Raw genomic sequence first — 18,000 nt, 5'->3', positions numbered from 1 at the left:
GGATGCCGTGACCCAAGGGATTGTGGGCAACCACCCGACTATACTCCGCTCGGCCACAGACCGAGGGTCCTGACGGCGCACCGGCCCGTCGAGTTGGACGGATCCGGAACGGTCGACGAGAACGGAGCGCTGCCCCCCTGCGGGATAGTCATGGAGATCGTGTCCGAGGGGGCGACCCCGGAGGTTTCCGCCCCCGACGTGACCACGATGCCGATCCGTACGTCGTAGCTCCCTAGGGATGCGAGCGTGGGACCAGCCACGGTTGCTGTCCCGGACACCGTGACGGAGGAGCCGTCGGACATGCACGAAAAGTCTGAGTCAACGACCCTCCCCGCGGCATCCTTCGCGAACGCCTCGGCAAACTCCTTCTTCTTCGGGCAGACCTCGGCGATAGCGTCCTTGCGCGGCTGCGGCGCGCTCAGCAGGGCGCGGGCCTTCTTGTCGATGGCATCGGGTGAGGAGTCGGAGCTCGTGAAGCCGTCGCACCAGGCCGTCGCCTCCTTCTTGTTCGTGGCCTGCGTGGTCTGCGTATGCACGGTTGCGATCTCCGTCTCCACGTCCCTGGTCTGGTTGCGAAGGGACTGTGCCTCCTCGGCGGCCTGGGCTGCCTGCTGCTTGTGCGAGTGGCTTCCGAACCCCAGCATGACCGAGACGACGAGAAGGAGGAGCGCGACGGCGGCGCCGATGATCGTCAGGATCTTGCTCGCGGGGGAGGCGGGACGCGGGGCGGATTGCGTCGCGGGAATGTAACTCACTTCTGAGCCTCCTCAAGCTCCTGCTTGGCCTGATCGAGTTCGGACCGCGCGCTGTCGAGCTCGGTCTGCGCGCTGGCGCGGTCGTTCTCGGCCTGTGACAGCTTTTCCCCACTGGCCTTGTAGGTCGCTCCCGCGATCAGCGAGGAGACCAGCAGAATCCCCACCGCCACCCAGGAGGCGATCGCGCCAATCAGCCACTTGGATCCGCTCTTCTTCTGGGCGGCCACCTGGTACGCTCCGGGCGCGTCAACGCCGGAATCGGGCAGCTGAGGCGAGGCTGGATCGGGGCTGTAGAGGGCGGAGGAGACCGCCGGCGCCTGCTGGTTGGCAGGCAGATGGGCGCCGTTCGACGCGGGCGAGGCGCCCATCCCCCCGTCGGGCGCTGACGTGGATGCGTGGGGCGCACCCTGCGAGGGCATGCCCTGCTGGGCGGGCATCGGCTGGAATTGCTCCGTCCACATGCCGCCGTTCCACCACCGCAGGCGCGACGTGCCGGCGGGGTCTGGATACCATCCGGGTGCTGGTTGAGACATGACCATCCTTTCAGTTTCTGGCCCCAGTGTAGCCAATCCGTGAGCTTCATAACGCGCCGACTCAGCTCCTGGTCTCGGCCACCGGCGAAGGGCGCGGGTACCCTGGCAGGCATGGCCGCTCTCTTCACCTCCTCACCCCTTCTTGCGCTCTTTCTTGTCGTAGCGCTCGGGGCCGCCATTGGCGCCATCAGGATCGGTCCGCTGCGATTCGGCGCCGCAGGCGCTCTCTTCGTTGGACTCGTGGTGTCGGCGATGCATCCCGAGGTCGTGAGTTCCCACATGTCGATCGTCCAGGCCATGGGCCTCGCGTTCTTCGTCTACGCGGTCGGCATTTCGGCCGGTGCGACGTTCTTCCAGGACCTGCGCAAGCAGACGAACCTCCTGGCTCTCACGACGGTCGTGTGTCTCGTGGGTGCCCTCATCGCGCTCGTCGGTGGGAACGTCCTCGGCCTGTCGCCCGGACTCACATCCGGCTTGTTCACGGGAGCGCTGACGGCGGCGCCCGCCCTCGACACGGCGACGCGCGTCACGGGGGACCCCAACGCGGCCGTCGGCTACGCGTTCGGCTACCCGATCGGCGTCATCGTTGGAATCCTCGTGGTGACCATCACGGTGACGAGGCGGTGGCTGGGACCCAAGGACACCCCCTCCCTGGCGGGTGCCTCCCTCGAGGCGGTCAGCGTCCACGTGACACAGGGAATCAATACGCGCGACATTGCCGCCTGGCGTCAACAGCGCGTGCGCCTGTCCTACCTGCGTCGAGACGGACGAACCCGCGTCATCGCTCCCGGAGAAGACCTGCTACCGGGGGATCACGTGGTCCTGGTCGGTGATCCGGCGTCCATCCAAGAGACCGCCCCCCTCGTCGGCGAGATCTTGGATCACAACCTCGAGGATGACCGCTCCGACCTGGCTTTCGAGCGGATCGTCGTCTCCAACCCCGATGTTGCGGGGCGTGCCGTCTCGGAGTTGAACGTCACGAAGCGTTTTGGCGCCGTCATCACGCGCGTGCGCAGAGGCGACCTGGATCTGTTGGCCCGCGACGACCTCGACCTGCAGCTCGGCGACCACGTGGCGGTCGTGGTTCCCACGGATGAGCTCGATGACATCGCCGAGTGGCTCGGAGACTCCGAGAGGAGGGTTGCCGAGGTTGACGGCATGGCTTTCGGCATCGGCATGGTCCTGGGGCTCCTCCTGGGCATCGTGTCTTTCCCCCTGCCGGGCGGCCAAGCCTTCCAGCTTGGCGCGGCTGCGGGGCCGCTGATTGTCGGCATGCTCCTGGGGGCCTTGCGTCGCACGGGACCGCTCGTGTGGACGCTTCCGGCGGCCGCCAATCTCACCATCCGCCAGATCGGCCTCATGCTCTTCCTTGCGGCCCTGGGGCTCAATGCGGGTCCCCAATTCGCGACCCTGCTCGGCAGTCCCGAGGGGTGGCGTGCCGCGCTGCTGGCGTTCGTGATGGTTGTCGCCTGCTGCCTCGCTCAGGCTTTTGGCGGCAAGCTCATCGGGATCTCGGCCGCGCGTGCGGCCGGAGGCGTTGCGGGCTTCCTCGGACAGCCCGCCGTCCTGCAGGCCGCGGACGCGCGCGTGAGTGACGAGCGCATCGAGGGGGCGTACGCCACCCTCTTCGCGTTCGCGATCATCGTGAAGATCCTCCTGATACCCGTCATCACATCTTTCCTGTGACGGCATAGACTTGGGGCCATGGCAACACCCGACTTCGTGCTGGAGCTTCGGCGTCACGTGGGTCACGCGCCCCTGTGGATGCCGGGAACAACGGTCGTCGTCATGCGGTCGGCCCGCGCCGACGCGCCGATCGACTGGGAGAGCCCGATCGACCCCGGGAGCGTCGAGATTCTGTGCGTGCGACGCAGCGACAACGGCGCCTGGACCCCCGTCACCGGGATCGTTGATCCCGGTGAGGAGCCCGCGCTCGCTGCCGCCCGCGAGGCCAAGGAGGAGACCGACGTTGATATCGACGTGCGGCGGCTCCTGTCCGTCGAGGTTGTCGGCCCCGTCACCTACGACAACGGCGATGTGACGACCTACCTCGATGTTGCCTTCGCCGCCCAGTGGCTCACCGGTCACCCCCGACCCGCGGACGGAGAGAACAGCGAGGCGTCCTTTTTCCGTGGCGATCAGCTGCCCCCGATGAACGAGCGCTTCCGGCGCACGATTGCCAAGGCGCTCAGCGGGCAGCCGCGCGCCGACTTCCTGACGCGCTAACGGCGAGGCGACCGGGCCGCGTCTTGCGTGCGGCACGTCTTGCGGGACTGAAGTCCCAGTGGTGAGATAGAGGCATGGATACACCAAACAACATCGTTTACTCAGTGGCCGCCGACTCCACCGGCGGCCGCGCCGGAACTTCCACCGTTGACGCGCTGGGCCTCACCCTCGACCTGCGCGCCCCCAAGGAGCTGGGTGGCCCCGGCGGCGGGGCCAATCCCGAGGCCCTCTTCGCCATGGGCTACGGCGCCTGCTTCCAGGGCGCCATGGGTCTGGCCGCCAAGCAGATGGGCATCGACACCGCGAACTCCGTCGTGCGCACCACCGTCGGCTTTGGCCCCGAGGGTGAGTCCTACGCGATTACCGCCACCCTCGAGGTGTTCGTCCCCGGCGTCGAGCTGGACCGCGTTCAGGCGCTTGCCGATCGAGCCCACGAGCTGTGCCCCTACTCCAAGGCCACGCGCGGCAACGTTCCCGTCACGGTGAAGGCGGTGCCCGCCCTCTGATCGCGGGCAGAGCGACACGAAAAACCCCGGCCTCAATGAGGCCGGGGTTTTTCGCAGGGGCGGGGGCAAAGAGGCTGCGCTCTCCTACGCGCCGCGCCAGTAAGCCTCCAGGGCCGCCGACAGGGCATAGAGGTCGTCAATGTGGCTCATTTCCCGGGCCGAGTGCATCGACAAAAGCCCGATGCCCACGTCCACCGTCAGGATTCCCAGGCGCGTTGCGGTCAGCGGGCCGATCGTCGTCCCGCACGGCATCGCGTTGTTGCCCACGAAGCTCTGCGAGGGGACTGCCGCAGCCGCGCACGCTCGATTCCACAGGGCGATCCCCTCGCCATCGGTCGCGTAGCGCTGCTTGGAGTTGATCTTGAGAACCGGGCCGCGTCCCATCATCGGGCGGTTGTCCGGGTCGTGGTGACCCGCGTAGTTCGGGTGCACCGAGTGAGCGGCGTCCGCGCTGATGCACGAGGAGGAGGCGAGCATGCGCTCGTAACCATCCGCGTCGCGGCCAAGTGCGGCCGCCGTGCGGCGCAGGACCGTCTCCAACAGCGGGCCCGCCGCGCCCGTGCGAGATCCCGAGCCGACCTCCTCGTGATCGAAACACACGAAGACCGTGACGTCTCCGGACTCGGGCACCCCGTCGGAGGCGAGGCGCTCCAACGCCACCAGGCCCGGGTGCACGCTGGAGAGGTTGTCCTGTCGCGATGCCGCCACAAACTGCCCCTTGTCGCCGAAGAAGCCCGGGCCCTGACTCGGCGTGAGGATCAGATCGAAGGCGGCCACGCCCGACGCGTCGGCCAGGCCCGCCGTCCGCGCAACGTACTCCAGGACGTTGCCGTAGGGATTGTCCACGGTCCACACGGGGTGCAGGTGCTTCTGCGGATCGAGCGTCAGCCCCTCCGTGTTCACCCCCCGGTCCAGGTGAATGGCCAACTGCGGGATGCGAGTGATCGGTCCGGTGCGAGCCAGCACGACCTCGCCGTCGCGCAGGACCAGACGACCCGCCAGGGTCAGCTCCCGGTCCAGCCACGAGTTCCACATCATTCCGCCGTACACCTCGACGTCGATCTGACCCCAGCCGTCCGGCGTGGTCGACTGGACCGAGGGCTTGACGGAGAAGGCCGGCGAATCCGTGTGTGCGCCCACGATGCGGAATCCCGCGTCCTCGGTCACGTTCGACGGGACCAGCCATGCAGCGACGGCCCCGCCTCGTACCATGACGTGCCCGCCGGGGCGTGCATCCCACGGGTCCTTTTCATCGACCCGCGTGAAGCCGGCGTCCACCAGGCGCTCAGCCACGACCTCGGCGGCGTGGTAGGGGGAGGGGGAGTCGAGGAGGAAATGCTGATAGTCCACTGCGTTCGCGTGGACGTCGTCCAATTCAAGCTGTGCCATATCCCAATGGTAGAACGAGGCGCCAAGCGGTGGCCTACGCTTGAGGCATGAGTGAGATTCCCGCATACACCCTGAGCGACGGTTTCGTCGTCCCCGCGATCGCGCTGGGCACCTACAACCTGCGCGGTTTTGGGGGTGTGTCTTCCATGCTGTCGGGGATCGAGGCTGGCTACCGGATGCTCGATAGCGCCTTCAACTACGAGAACGAGGGGGCCGTGGGGCAGGCGGTGTGCCGCAGTGGGCTCCCCCGTGAGGAGCTTCGCCTCGTCTCCAAGCTCCCCGGCCGACACCAACGCTACGAGGAGGCGCTCGAAACCGTCGAAGAATCGCTCATGCGCGCCGGGCTGGACTACTGGGACATGTACCTGATCCACTGGCCCAACCCGGAGCGGGGCCTGTACGTCGAGGCTTTCCAGGCTCTGTTGGATGCGCGCGCTCGCGGGCTTGTGCGATCCGTCGGCGTCTGCAATTTCCTGCCCGAACACCTGGAGCGCCTGCGGGAAGAAACGGGGGAGTATCCCAGCGTCAACCAGATCGAGCTTCACCCCTACTTCCCGCAGCCCGAGGCCCTGGCCTATCACGAGCGTGTCGGCGTACGCACGCAGTCCTGGAGCCCGCTGGGGCGCAAGTGGCGCATCGTCGAGGACCCCGCCGTGGTTGCGCTGGCCGAGCAGGTCGGGGTGTCCCCCGCGCGCCTCATCCTGCGCTGGCACTACCAGCTCGGCACGATTCCCCTGCCCAAGTCCGGGTCTGCCGAGCGTCAGCGCGACAACCTCGACATTTTCTCGTTCTCGCTGTCTTCCACGCACATGGCGGCGATGAGCGCGCTCGGTCGGCCCGACGGCCGCCAGGCGGGCCAGGATCCGGCGGTCTACGAGGAGTTCTAACGTCCCGGGGGGTGTTGAGCGCCGCCTGATATCCGACCGCCGCGTGGCCTGCCCGCCCGCTCGCCGTCCGCGCCGCCCTTCCATCGGGCGGGTTCAGGGATCGGCAATTGAATTCGTCGCGCAGGCGCATTGTACCGGTTGGTCCAGCATCGTACTGCGTGACGAGTGCCATGCTGCGCCTACTGGCGGATAGCTTCTGGAACTAGTGCAGTCGTGTCAACGCCCACTCCCGACGGGGATAGGTTGTTGGGTCCTGCCTGCGACGATCCGGGTGGGCTCGGAGTCCACTCCCGACGCGGATAGGTTGTTGCTTCGTGGATAGGTTATGAGCATGCGGATAGCTTAGTAACGTATCCGCGTGCCGATAACCTATCCGCCTGGCCATAACCTATCCGCGACAGTCCTGATGGCGCCACCTTGGTGCCCACGTGAACCGCCGGGCCGCAGGCCTCGCGGCGCTTGCCGATCCGGGGGATCCGTGGCACGGGCGGGGGCCGCCCCAGGTGCTGATCGGCCTGCTGACCGGCCGCCAGCTAGCTCCCGCAATCGCGGCCGGTCGTGTCTGGCGCGTGAGGGGGCCTCAGGTGGGCGTGCTGACTCCTCGTCAATGCTGGCATCCCAAGGCTACAACGCCCCGTTCTTGTGCTGCTCAAGCGTCACCCGGTACACGTTGGTTTCGCGCAGCTGGAATCCCGCCCGCTGGTAGAGGCGGTTGGCTGCCTCGCGCGAGGGCCGCGACGTCAGGTCGACCGTGCGGGCACCGACCTTCTGGGCGTGCTCGATGGCCGCGACCACGAGGGACTGGCCGGCGCCCTGGCCGCGAGCGGCCTCGTCAACGACGACGTCTTCGACCCAGGCGCGCACGCCAGTGGGAATCTCGAAGGTGGCCAAGGACAGCATGCCCAGGATGGGGCGCTGCCCCTCCGCGTCGGCCTGGTCGGGACGGAACACGAAGAGGTGTACGCCTGGCTGGGACAGGAAGCGCTCGACATCGGTGGCGCTCATCGGGGTGGCAGAGTGGGAAAGCTGGGGGACGAGGCGTCCCATGGCCTCGTGGACCTCGGGGGAGGCGGCGGTGATGAGTTCGACGGACATGGTTCTCCTAACGTCTGGGTCCAGTGTAGCGGGCGCGCAGCGCGAGGCGTGAGCAGAGCGCGAAGCGTGGAATGGGGGTCTTGCGAGGCGACGCCAGTTGGCGGACACGTGGGTGCTCCGTGCAGTTACTCGCCCACGATGGACGCCATACGACTCGGTGAGCCGCGTGAGGTTGACGGCGGGCGCATCAACGATAATGCGCACGCAGCGGCATCAGATCGTGATCTCGATCTGGTTTCCCTCGATGGCCACGACGCAGCTCTCGTAGTAGCCGTCGCCGGTTGTTCTGGGGCCGCTCACGACCTCGTATCCTTCCGTCCTGAGCGTGGCGGTCATCGCGTCGACCGCTTCCTTGCTTCCGACAGAGAAAGCGATGTGCGCGTACCCCGTCCGATTGATGCCCTTGACGGCATCGTCCATGCGCGGCTTCGTCATGACTTCCAGGCGCGGGCCGTCCTCGAAAGTGATGAAGTAGGATCGAAAACCCGTCGTCGTGTTGTGGTAGCCGCCGTCGGAGCGGCCGTCAAGGTAGCGGACGAAGAAGTCGCGCGCGGCCTCGAGGTCGTTGACGTACATCGCGACGTGTTCGATCCTCATGGGCGCGAGCCTTTCGTGGGCAGTGTCGTTTTGCGTCAGTGTAACGGTTGTGCGCGAGGCGCGGGTCCGCCCGCGGCCGCGTGTAGCCTCGCTACGCCCCCGCCCGCTCCAGCAGCACGGCTGCCTCCACGTGGCTCGTGTGCGGAAACATGTCGAAGACCCTGCCTTCGACGGGGCGCAGCGCGGGCATCACCGTTAGGTCCTGGGCGAGCGAGGTTGGATTGCACGAGGAGTAGATGACGCGGGGGGCGCCGCATTCGTTCAGGTATGCGGCCAAATCCGGGCCGATGCCTCGGCGCGGGGGATTGACGACGATGACGTCGGGGACGGTCGATGCGGGCTGGGCGCGCGCCCACGCGATCGCGTCGTCACAGATAAAACGGGCCTCGTCGCGCCGAAGACCCGCTGTTCGCGCGGCGGTGATCGCGGACGAGATCGCCCCCGCCGACACCTCGACGCCGGTCACATGGGGGATCCCACCGCGCGCACACGCAAGCGCGAATCCGCCGACCCCGCAGTACAGGTCCCACAGGCCCTCCGGCACGCGCCCGTCGGGCAGGGGAAGCCTCGCCCACCGGGAGGCCTGCTCGTAGAGCGCCGCGGCAACGCGGGCGTTGGTCTGAGCGAAGGAGCGGGGCCCCAGCGCAAGCCCCTCCACGGTCAGCGGGAGGGTGCGGGCGCGTGTCAGGATGATCTCGTCGGGACCCTCGACGATGGCCTCGTGGGTGGGGTGGATGTTTGCGGTGACGACGTGAGCGGCCGGCACCAGATCGCGTAACAGGGGAAGGGCGGAGCGTATGTCGGACACGCGGTCACGGGTGCGAAGCACGAAGCGGATCATGAGGCGCTGCCCAGCGCCGACGGTGATGAGGATGTTCTTGAGTTCCCCGCGCCTGGCGGGCACGTCGTAGGGGGTGAGGTTCAGGGAACGAATGAAGCGCTTGAGGCCGGGAGTGGCGCGGTTGATGGCGGGATGCTGGATCGGACATCCGGGCAGGTCGACGCCTCGCCGGTCCGGTCCGAGGACCCCCAGGGTGGGGCGCCTGCGAGTGCCTCCGACGACGAGCTTCACGCTCGTGCGGAACCCCGACTGCTCCGACGAGGCGGGGGTGAGCCATCGGATGTTCCCGGCCCCCGGGACGAGCGAGAGCGTGCCCGCGACGGCGTGTTCCTTGTCGGCGAGCTGACGATCGTAGGGGAGGGGGAGCAGGGAGCAGGAGTGGCAGGTCCCGGCGTCGTAGTGGTCGCAGCGCATCCCCCAAGTGTAAGCGGGGTGGGGCACCCGATCGGGTACGCCCCACCCCGCTAGGTGGTGGTCATTCCCACGCGGGCGCTAGGCCTTCGCGCGGCGCGAGCGGCGAACGAAGGCGGTGCCCGCCCCCGCAGCCAGTGCGGCCACCACGCCGGCAAACACCGCGTGGCTGCCGGTGCGCGCCAGGCCTCCCGTGCCTCCCTGGTCGGGCGCGGGAGCGGCCGAAGAACTCGGGCTCGGCGCGGCGCTCGGCTCCTGGGTGGGAGCCGCGGGCGCTCGGGTGACAGTCAGTGGAGCCGACGCGGTGACGCTTGGGGAAGCCGAGGCAGCAACGAGGGTGTGCTCGCCCGCCTCAGTCGTGGCAGGCACCGTCACGGTCGCCGTGAGAGATCCGTCCTCTCCCACGGTGGCGGTGCCGACCTCGACGGGCTCGGAGTGCAGCGTGAGGGTCACGGAGGATTCGGGGGCGAAGCCCGTGCCCTTCACGGTGACGGTCTTGCCAGCTTCGACGGTCGAGGGCTCGACCGTGACGGCGGGGGTGGTGAGGGTCTCGGCCTTGACGGTAACTGACGTGACGGACGTGTCCTTGCCGAAGCCCTTGAGAGCGTAGGCCGGGTTGTCGTACTCGAGGGTGACGCGCGCGGTCTGGTTCGGGCCTGTTGCGAAGGGACCGACGCCGGCGTTCAGGTCGGCGACGCTCAGGCCGGAAATGACCTGGCCGTCGACGGTGACCTTGTACTTCGCGTAGTCGTCCGTGAAGCCCTTTGTCTCGAAGGCGACAGTAAGACCGGAGGCAACCTTGTCACCGGACGTAATGGACGCGGTGAAGCTGGTCTCGCCGGTCTTGGGCGTGGGGGCCTTGAACTTCTCAAGGCCGCTGGCGGGGATCGTGGTCGGCTCCGAGCCGATCGTGGTCAGCCCGGTGGGCACATAGTTGGGAGTGCCCTTAGTGGTGACCGTCACGACGGGAAGGATCTCGTCGGGCTTGGCGGGCAGGGTGATGACGAGGTCGTTGCCCTCAACCTTGTAGGTCAGAGCCGCGTCGGAGCCGTCGAGCCTCACCGAGGAGATGTCGTTGGCGCCTGCGCCGCGCAGAGTAATCATGTCGTCTGCGGGCCACTTCTCGATGCCCATGTAGATGTGGGAGTCGTCGACCATGGTCTTGCCCCAGGTCTCGATCGGGAAGTGGGCGGGTCGGGAATTGTTGAGGATTCCAGGGTGGGCGCGGTTCCAGTCACCGATGCCCGCCAGGACCGAGGCGTCCCACGGGTCGTAGGAGCCGTCGAACTTCGGTCCGACGTTGAAGAGGAACTGTCCGCCCAGGGCGACCGTCGAGAAGAGGTTGCCCACGATCTCGGTGGTCTTCGTCTTGGCGCCGCCGGGCGCCTTGCGCAGGGCGGTCGTGTTGTCGACCTGGCGGATATGGTCCCACTCCTCTTCGGAGTAGTCCGGGTACCCGGTGTCCTTATACGTGGGCGCGGCGTCGTCCCAGTTCGCGTAGCCCCAGGTCTTGTGGAAGATGGAGACCGCCGATTCCCAGGGGCCCTGGGTCTGCTCCGACTGCATCTCGTTGTCCCATCCGACCTCGAAGTCGGCCCGGTCGTTGCCGACGCGCGAGTTGATCATGATGTTCGGCTGCAGCTCGTGCGCCCATGTGCGCAGCTGATCGGATTGGGCGGGGTTGGGCTTGCCCATGTCGTACCAGAGTTCGGAGATCTCCCCGTACTTTCCTCCGAGGAGTTCCTTCAGCTGGGCGTGGATGTACTCCATGTAGCCCTCTTCGTCCAGCGTATTGGCGTTCTGCCAGGGGTTCTCGGGCTGCTTCTCCCAGTCGATGTTGGAGAAGTAGAGACCGAACTTGATGCCGACCTTCTTGCAGGCCTGCGACAGCTCAAGGAGCGGGTCGCGGTGGGACGGCGACTGCTTGGTGAAGTTGTAGTCGGTCGTTACCGTGTCCCACATGGCGAAGCCATCGTGGTGCTTCGAGGTGATGAGCAGCATCTTCATGCCGGTGTCTTTAGCTTGCTGGCACCATGCGGTGGCGTCGAAGTTCGGGGCCTCGAAGGTCTGAGCGGTGGCTAGGTACTCCTCGCGTGGGATTCCCTGCAGGGGGATCCGGCTGTCCCACGTCTGCTGGTGACCCCAGGCCTTGATCTGCTCGGGGTACCCGACCTCCTGCTTTTGCCCCTTGTACCAGCCGGCGTAGGAGGAGTAGACGCCCCAATGGATGAACATGGCGTACTTCATGTCCTGCCACTGGGCAACCTTGTCCTCGGCGGATGCTGGCACGGCCGCCGGAATCGCATAGCGAGCGTCGTACGTGGCCTGCTGTGTTGGGGTGGAGTCGCCGGTTTGCTGGCTGTTTGCTGTCGGCGTGTCGGCCAAGGCGGGACCTGCCATTCCTAGTGTCAGGAGGCCGGCGAGGAGGGTGCCAGCCACTCGTTTCGTGATGTGCATCAAGTCTCCGTTGATTGATGAGAAACTCCGGTTTGGAGGCGGTGACAGTCTAGCGGAGGGTAGTGACGAACGCGATTTGCTGCGAGAGGGCTCCGGCGCGTCGAATCGCCTGTGACGAAGTGCATAGTATGGATTGTGACTGGTTGGAAAGTTGTGGGTGGTGGGGTCTGTGGGTTGTGCCGGTGGCCTCTCCTCGGTGTGCGGGTTAATTCCCAGGGGGTGGTCAGGGTTTGTTGAGCTTTGGGGCCTATGGGCCTTTCTGATCGCACGTAGTCTGTCTGGTAACCGTCGTGGCCGCCACTATGTCCTGGTCGCGCGGACCCATACGAACCCTACGGAGGATGAATTGATGACGATGCTCCGCGCTAAGTGGGCGCGGGCGGCGGTCGGTGCTTCGGCGCTGGCCCTCGCCGCGACCGGGATGGGCGTCTTTGGCGTCTTTTCGGCCGCGCCTGCCGAGGCCGCCGTCAACCCCAACATTAAGGTTGCGATCAAGCCGCTGGTTCTGTCCGACAAGGACGGAGTGGAGATCCCAGGGGCGGGTGCCCAGGTTGAGGATCCGGTGAGGATGTATATCGAGTGGGATGCCACCGAGGCAAACCCTCAGCCGGGCGACTCCTTCACGGTTGGTCTTCCGGCCACGGGGGCCGCGTTGCCTGATATTACGCACTACTACCGATTCCGCGAGGTGGGGCGTAGCGATCCGCTGATGTTTAACCGCGAGCAGGTCGGCGAGTGTGTGACTGCCGCCGATGTCATGACCTGTACCTTCAATCAAGCTGTCGCAGCTCAAGGCAACGTCAAGGGCACGATGAATCAGATGCTCATGGCTCAGAAGGAAACGCCGCTGACGAAGCTTCCCTTCAATGCCAATGGCGTCGAGACTCAGGTTCCGAACCCGAACGATGGGCCCATCGTCCAGCGCCTGTGGACCGAGAAGAACGTCGGCAAGTACGCGAACTCCCTGAAGCGTGACTCGACCCAGATCAACTGGCACATTACTGGTTCCGGCCGCCGCCTCTCAGAGCGTGCTGGAATGCCCGCAGGCACCTACGCGAACAAGGTCGTCTTCAACGATGTCCTCGGCGCTGACGGTCAGACGCTGCTGCCCGCCGACTCCACCTGGTACGTTCGAGTCGATCCTAAGAGCGCGCCGAACCAGTACCCCACGGTCGCGCGAGTCGGGCAGCCCGGCATCAACACGGCCTACGGCAACTACACGCTGGAACGCACGATCTCCGCAGACGGCAAGTCCGCGACGGTGACGCTTACTCGTACCGACGGCAACTTCGATCCGGCGATCAACTACGAGATCGTCTACTCCTCGAAGATCGACGGTAACGTCATCCCCGAGAAGCAGTACACGAACAGCGCGACGCTGGTGGGTGACGCGGAAGGCCCGATCACCTCGGCGATCAGCTACCGCGACCCGATCACCTACACCATTGAGATGAAGCCCGGATACGGGGCCTTCGGCGTGAAGAAGTACGTCCTCGGAGCGCAGGTCGGTGCCGACGCCGGTCAGATCCCCGCCGCCACGGCCGTCACGGTTAACGTCAAGTACGAGCTCCCCGCTGGCTGGGACCCGGCTCTCCACCCCGAGTGGACCGCTCCCGAGGGTGGAGCCAACCCCTACACGATGAAGGTTCCCGTTGAGCAGGGTGTGGCCGGTGTGGCCTTCCCCAAGGGCACCAAGGTGACGCTCACGGAGTCCCTCGACTCCACACAGCTGCCGGCCGCTCTGCGTTGGCAGGGTGATCCCTCCTTCTCCGTCGGATCCACGAGCGCCGTGAACGAGGTCTCCTTCACCATCGCTGAGAACAACGTCTCTTCGGTCTCGCTGACCAACACCGCAGCCGCGGCTCCCGGCAAGATTGCTGTGACCAAGAAGGTTGTTGGTGACATCCCGGCTGGCAAGACCTTCGCTTTCGATTACGTGTGTGACGATGCGGCGAAGACCTCCGGCTCGATCACGGATGTCGTTCCCGGTCAGGCCAAGGAGTCCGCTGAGATTCCCGCTGGCGCGACCTGCACGGTGACCGAACGGGACGCCTCCATCGACGGAAGCAACCTGGAAACCTCCGCGATTGATCCCGTGATGGTCAAGGCGGGCGAGGTTGCTGCCGTTGAGGTGACCAACACCTACACGCCGAAGGTCGGCAAGATCTCGGTGACGAAGGAAGTTGTTGGTGGCATCCCGGCTGGTAAGACGTTCTCCTTCGACTACGTGTGTGACGACGCCGCGAAGACCTCCGGTTCGATCCTGAACGTCGCCGCCGGCGAGACCAAGGAATCGGGCGACATCCCGGACGGTGCCGAGTGTCTCGTGACCGAACGTGAGGCCGAGGCTGCGGTTGATGGCTTCATCCTCGACAGTGCTGTGGCGGATCCCGTTACCGTCAAGGATGGCGAGGTTGCTGCGCTTGTCATGACCAACACCTATACCCCGGCTCCTGGCAACATTGCCGTGACCAAGAAGGTTGTTGGTGACATTCCTGCGGGTAAGACGTTCTCCTTCGACTACGTGTGTGATGATCCGGCTAAGACCTCCGGTTCGATCACGGACGTCGCCGCCGGTGACACCAAGGTCTCCCGCGATATTCCGGCTGGTGCGACCTGCACGGTGACGGAGAAGGATGCCTCGGTTGATGGTTTCACTCTCCAGACCTCCACGATTGATCCCGTGATGGTCAAGGCGGGCGAGGTCGCCACCCTCGAGGTCACCAACACGTACACGCCGAAGGTCGGCAAAATCTCGGTGACGAAGGAAGTTGTTGGTGACATTCCTGCGGGTAAGACGTTCTCCTTCGACTACGTGTGTGATGATCCGGCCAAGACCTCCGGTTCGATTACGGACGTCGCCGCCGGCGAGACCAAGGAATCCGGTGACATTCCGGCCGGTGCCGAGTGTCTGGTGACCGAACGTGAGGCCGAGGCTGCGGTTGATGGCTTCATCCTCGACAGTGCTGTGGCGGATCCCGTTACCGTCAAGGATGGCGAGGTTACTGCGCTTCTCATGACCAACACCTACACCCCGGCTCCGGGCAACATTGCCGTGACCAAGAAGGTTGTTGGTGACATTCCTGCCGACAAGACGTTCTCCTTCGACTACGTGTGTGATGACGCGGCCAAGACCTCCGGTTCGATCACGGACGTCGCCGCCGGTGACACCAAGGTCTCCCGTGACATCCCCGCCGGTGCGACCTGCACGGTGACGGAGAAGGATGCCTCGGTTGATGGTTTCACTCTCCAGACCTCCACGATTGATCCCGTGGTGATCAAGGCGGGCGAGGTTGCCACCCTCGAGGTGACCAACACCTACACCCCGGTTCCGGACCCGACGCCGTCGGCAACCCCGACGCCGAGCGAGACTCCGACGCCGAGCGAGACCCCCGGTGGTCACGATGGTGGGGACCGTCCCAACCTGGCCAGGACCGGCGCCGATGTGCTCGGTGGCTCCCTGGCGACCTTGACCCTGCTGGGAATGGGTGGAGGACTCCTCGCCCTGCGCCGCGCGCGTCGCTGACGTGATCAACGGCTGAGCGAGCGCTGAGCTTTGGACCCCGGGCCCCACGGGCCCGGGGTCCGCTGTCTTGCGTGGGGAAGCCTCCGGTCCGAGGCGAGTGCACACCCTCCATCAAGCATGAGCGTGCGTGACTCAAGTTTCGGGTGTTCGGCTTGCGGAATAAAACGCCCGGTCCTAAAGTTGAGTACATCAGACTCAAGGGTCTGTCGGGATCATCCCGGCACGAGACAGCAATGCGAGCCGCTCCGGTGAGACGGAGTCGGCCTCGCCGATGAAAGGAACACACACTATGGCACGTGCAGTCGGCATCGACCTCGGCACCACCAACTCCGCTATCGCCGTCCTCGAAGGCGGCGAGCCCACCATCATTCCGAACGCTGAAGGCGCTCGCACGACTCCTTCGGTCGTCGCCTTCTCCAAGACCGGCGAGGTTCTCGTCGGTGAGATCGCCAAGCGTCAGGCGGTCACGAACGTTGATCGCACCATCTCCTCGGTCAAGCGCCACATGGGCACCGACTGGACGACGGAGATCGACGGCAAGAAGTACACGGCGCAGGAAATCTCCGCGCGCATCCTCCAGAAGCTGAAGAGGGACGCCGAAGCCTACCTGGGTGAGCCCGTCACCGAGGCCGTCATCACGGTTCCCGCCTACTTCAATGACGCGCAGCGTCAGGCGACCAAGGACGCCGGTCAGATCGCCGGCCTCAAGGTCGAACGCATCGTCAACGAACCCACCGCCGCGGCCCTGGCCTACGGTCTCGAAAAGGGCAAGGAAGACGAGCTCATCCTGGTCTTCGACCTCGGTGGCGGCACGTTCGACGTGTCCCTCCTTGAGGTGGGTAAGGATGATGACGGCTTCTCCACCATCCAGGTGCGTGCCACCTCCGGCGACAACCACCTGGGCGGCGACGACTGGGATCAGCGCATCGTCGACTGGCTGATCAGCCAGGTCAAGGCGAAGACCGGCGCGGACCTGTCGAAGGACCCCGTTGCGCTCCAGCGTCTCAAGGAAGCCGCTGAGCAGGCCAAGAAGGAGCTGTCCTCCGCGACCTCCACGAACATCTCGCTGCAGTACCTGTCCATGACCGCCGATGGCCCCATCCACCTGGATGAGACCCTGACGCGCGCCAAGTTCGAGGAACTGACCGCGGACCTGCTCGAGCGCACCAAGAAGCCCTTCCGCGACGTCATGGCCGAGGCTGACGTGACCGTCTCCGAGATCGACCACGTCGTGCTCGTCGGCGGCTCCACCCGCATGCCCGCCGTCACCGAGGTTGTCAAGGAGCTGACCGGCGGCCGTGAGCCCAACAAGGGTGTCAACCCCGATGAGGTCGTCGCCGTGGGCGCTGCCCTGCAGGCCGGCGTCATCCAGGGTGACCGCAAGGATGTCCTGCTTATTGACGTGACCCCCCTGTCGCTCGGCATCGAGACCAAGGGTGGCGTTATGACCAAGCTCATCGACCGTAACACGGCGATCCCGACCAAGGCCTCGGAGATCTTCTCCACCGCCGAGGATGGCCAGCCCTCCGTGCTCATTCAGGTCTACCAGGGCGAGCGTGAGTTTGCCCGCGACAACAAGCTGCTGGGTACCTTCGAGCTCTCCGGCATTGCTCCCGCTCCGCGCGGCGTTCCTCAGATCGAAGTGACCTTCGACATCGACGCCAACGGTATCGTTCACGTCTCCGCGAAGGATCGCGGCACGGGTAAGGAGCAGTCGGTCACCATCACCGGTGGATCGTCCCTGCCCAAGGAGGACATCGACCGCATGGTGCGCGAGGCCGAGGAGCACGCTGCCGAGGACAAGAAGCGCCGTGAGGAAGCCGACACCCGTAACCAGGCTGAGCAGGCCGTCTACTCGACGGAGAAGCTGCTCAAGGACGAGGCCGACAAGATCTCCGAGGAGACCCGTGCGGCCGTCCAGAAGGATGTCGACGCCGTGAAGGAAGCCCTCAAGGGAGATGACATTGAGGCTGTGAAGGCCGCGATGACGACCCTGTCTGAGTCGGGCATGAAGATCGGCCAGGAGATCTACGCCAAGCAGCAGGCCGAGGACGCCCAGAAGGCGGCCCCCGCCCAGGACGATGTCGTGGACGCCGAAATCGTGGATGAGGACAACAACAAGTGAGCACCGAGGAAACCAACGGTTTCTCGGCGCCCAACGAGGACGCGAACGCCCCCGGGGCCGACTCCCTCGAGTCGGCCCCGGTCGGCCAGGCGGCAGAGTCGTCCTCGCCCGAGAATCCGGCTGATGATATGAGTGCTTTCGAGGACCAGGTCGAGGACTCTGACCTTGCCAAGGCTCTCGAACGCATCGCAACCATCGAAGACCAGCTGGCCCGCGCCAACGCGGAGCTCTACAACCAGGGCCAGGAGTACGCGAACTACGTGCGTCGCTCCAAGGAAGCTATCCCGGGTCACAAGACCGCCGGGCAGGACGAGGTCATTGAGTCGCTCATCAGCGTTCTCGACGACATCGCCGCGGCCCGCGCGCACGGAGACCTGGAGGACGGTCCCTTCGCGTCGATCGCTGCGAAGCTCGAGGACACGCTCAAGACGCGCTTCGGGCTGGAGCGCTACGGAGCCGAGGGTGACGATTTCGATCCTGCCCTGCACGATGCCCTGATGGCCACCACGAGCCCCGATGTGGACCATCCCGTGATCGGGCAGGTCCTGACCGGTGGCTACCGCCGCGATGAGCGCGTCGTGCGAGCCGCAAAGGTGCTGGTGAACAACCCTGAATGACTTTCGACATGCTCGTGACTGAAAGAGAGGTGAAA

General features: G+C 65.7%; 14 protein-coding genes. 7 read left to right on the top strand and 7 right to left on the bottom strand.

What is annotated here, in order from left to right; all coding sequences use genetic code 11:
• Positions 1–38 precede the first annotated feature (38 nt).
• Both NQK35_RS07025 and NQK35_RS07020 read right to left on the bottom strand, forming a co-directional pair.
• Positions 39–755 (bottom strand): hypothetical protein, encoded by a 717-nt coding sequence (locus tag NQK35_RS07025; RefSeq protein ID WP_009213091.1) that lies wholly within the window; start codon positions 753–755, stop codon positions 39–41.
• Positions 752–1,288, bottom strand: a complete 537-nt coding sequence (locus tag NQK35_RS07020) for a DUF2510 domain-containing protein (RefSeq protein ID WP_257113688.1) — start codon at positions 1,286–1,288, stop codon at positions 752–754. Before NQK35_RS07020 ends, NQK35_RS07025 begins: the two co-directional genes overlap by 4 nt.
• Positions 1,289–1,399: 111 nt before the next feature.
• Here NQK35_RS07020 and NQK35_RS07015 point away from each other — a divergent pair, with 111 nt between their 5' ends.
• The 3 genes from NQK35_RS07015 (at position 1,400) to NQK35_RS07005 (ending at position 4,020) form a co-directional block, all read left to right on the top strand.
• Entirely contained in the window at positions 1,400–2,974 is a 1,575-nt protein-coding gene (locus NQK35_RS07015) for an aspartate:alanine exchanger family transporter (protein WP_257113686.1), read from the top strand.
• An 18-nt stretch (positions 2,975–2,992) separates the two neighbouring features.
• A complete protein-coding gene (locus NQK35_RS07010) occupies positions 2,993–3,514 on the top strand; it encodes an NUDIX hydrolase (protein ID WP_048742079.1) in 522 nt (173 codons plus the stop codon).
• A gap of 74 nt (positions 3,515–3,588) precedes the next feature.
• Entirely contained in the window at positions 3,589–4,020 is a 432-nt protein-coding gene (locus tag NQK35_RS07005) for an Ohr family peroxiredoxin (protein WP_257113685.1), read from the top strand.
• A gap of 84 nt (positions 4,021–4,104) precedes the next feature.
• Here the strand turns inward: NQK35_RS07005 and NQK35_RS07000 are convergent, their stop codons facing one another.
• Positions 4,105–5,409, bottom strand: a complete 1,305-nt coding sequence (locus tag NQK35_RS07000) for a M18 family aminopeptidase (protein WP_257113684.1) — start codon at positions 5,407–5,409, stop codon at positions 4,105–4,107.
• A gap of 47 nt (positions 5,410–5,456) precedes the next feature.
• Here NQK35_RS07000 and NQK35_RS06995 point away from each other — a divergent pair, with 47 nt between their 5' ends.
• A complete protein-coding gene (locus NQK35_RS06995) occupies positions 5,457–6,296 on the top strand; it encodes an aldo/keto reductase (protein WP_257113683.1) in 840 nt (279 codons plus the stop codon).
• 624 nt (positions 6,297–6,920) lie between these two features.
• On the opposite strand, the gene NQK35_RS06990 is transcribed toward NQK35_RS06995, so the two are convergent.
• The 4 genes from NQK35_RS06990 to NQK35_RS06975 all read right to left on the bottom strand — a co-directional run bounded on the left by NQK35_RS06990 (position 6,921) and on the right by NQK35_RS06975 (position 11,697).
• Positions 6,921–7,391, bottom strand: a complete 471-nt coding sequence (locus NQK35_RS06990) for a GNAT family N-acetyltransferase (RefSeq protein WP_257113682.1) — start codon at positions 7,389–7,391, stop codon at positions 6,921–6,923.
• Between the two features lie 213 nt (positions 7,392–7,604).
• Positions 7,605–7,988 (bottom strand): VOC family protein, encoded by a 384-nt coding sequence (locus NQK35_RS06985; RefSeq protein WP_009213099.1) that lies wholly within the window; start codon positions 7,986–7,988, stop codon positions 7,605–7,607.
• Between the two features lie 91 nt (positions 7,989–8,079).
• Entirely contained in the window at positions 8,080–9,243 is a 1,164-nt protein-coding gene (locus tag NQK35_RS06980; RefSeq protein ID WP_257113681.1) for an SAM-dependent methyltransferase, read from the bottom strand.
• Between the two features lie 78 nt (positions 9,244–9,321).
• Complete coding sequence (locus NQK35_RS06975; RefSeq protein ID WP_257113679.1) at positions 9,322–11,697, bottom strand: alpha-L-fucosidase; 2,376 nt, start codon at positions 11,695–11,697, stop codon at positions 9,322–9,324.
• A 349-nt stretch (positions 11,698–12,046) separates the two neighbouring features.
• On the opposite strand from NQK35_RS06975, the gene NQK35_RS06970 reads away from it, so the two are divergent.
• From NQK35_RS06970 to NQK35_RS06960, 3 genes are all read left to right on the top strand, one after another.
• Complete coding sequence (locus NQK35_RS06970) at positions 12,047–15,223, top strand: DUF5979 domain-containing protein (protein WP_257113678.1); 3,177 nt, start codon at positions 12,047–12,049, stop codon at positions 15,221–15,223.
• A gap of 289 nt (positions 15,224–15,512) precedes the next feature.
• Positions 15,513–17,348, top strand: coding sequence for a molecular chaperone DnaK (dnaK, locus tag NQK35_RS06965; protein ID WP_257113677.1), 1,836 nt, complete (start codon positions 15,513–15,515; stop codon positions 17,346–17,348).
• A complete protein-coding gene (locus NQK35_RS06960; protein ID WP_009213104.1) occupies positions 17,345–17,965 on the top strand; it encodes a nucleotide exchange factor GrpE in 621 nt (206 codons plus the stop codon). The genes dnaK and NQK35_RS06960 overlap by 4 nt, the downstream gene beginning before the upstream one ends.
• Positions 17,966–18,000: the final 35 nt, after the last annotated feature.

Origin of the sequence: Schaalia odontolytica (assembly GCF_024584435.1) — a bacterium.
GTDB lineage: Bacteria > Actinomycetota > Actinomycetes > Actinomycetales > Actinomycetaceae > Pauljensenia.
This window is presented reverse-complemented; position numbering and strand designations above follow the sequence as displayed.

Bases quoted from the DNA above. Each gene is read 5' to 3' on its own strand.
- NQK35_RS07010 (WP_048742079.1), top strand. From the start codon at position 2,993: ATGGCAACACCCGACTTCGTGCTGGAGCTTCGGCGTCACGTGGGTCAC.
- NQK35_RS07020 (WP_257113688.1), bottom strand. From the start codon at position 1,288: ATGTCTCAACCAGCACCCGGATGGTATCCAGACCCCGCCGGCACGTCG.
- NQK35_RS06985 (WP_009213099.1), bottom strand. From the start codon at position 7,988: ATGAGGATCGAACACGTCGCGATGTACGTCAACGACCTCGAGGCCGCG.
- NQK35_RS07005 (WP_257113685.1), top strand. From the start codon at position 3,589: ATGGATACACCAAACAACATCGTTTACTCAGTGGCCGCCGACTCCACC.
- NQK35_RS07015 (WP_257113686.1), top strand. From the start codon at position 1,400: ATGGCCGCTCTCTTCACCTCCTCACCCCTTCTTGCGCTCTTTCTTGTC.
- NQK35_RS06980 (WP_257113681.1), bottom strand. From the start codon at position 9,243: ATGCGCTGCGACCACTACGACGCCGGGACCTGCCACTCCTGCTCCCTG.
- NQK35_RS06970 (WP_257113678.1), top strand. From the start codon at position 12,047: ATGACGATGCTCCGCGCTAAGTGGGCGCGGGCGGCGGTCGGTGCTTCG.
- NQK35_RS06990 (WP_257113682.1), bottom strand. From the start codon at position 7,391: ATGTCCGTCGAACTCATCACCGCCGCCTCCCCCGAGGTCCACGAGGCC.
- NQK35_RS07000 (WP_257113684.1), bottom strand. From the start codon at position 5,409: ATGGCACAGCTTGAATTGGACGACGTCCACGCGAACGCAGTGGACTAT.
- NQK35_RS06995 (WP_257113683.1), top strand. From the start codon at position 5,457: ATGAGTGAGATTCCCGCATACACCCTGAGCGACGGTTTCGTCGTCCCC.
- dnaK (WP_257113677.1), top strand. From the start codon at position 15,513: ATGGCACGTGCAGTCGGCATCGACCTCGGCACCACCAACTCCGCTATC.
- NQK35_RS06975 (WP_257113679.1), bottom strand. From the start codon at position 11,697: ATGCACATCACGAAACGAGTGGCTGGCACCCTCCTCGCCGGCCTCCTG.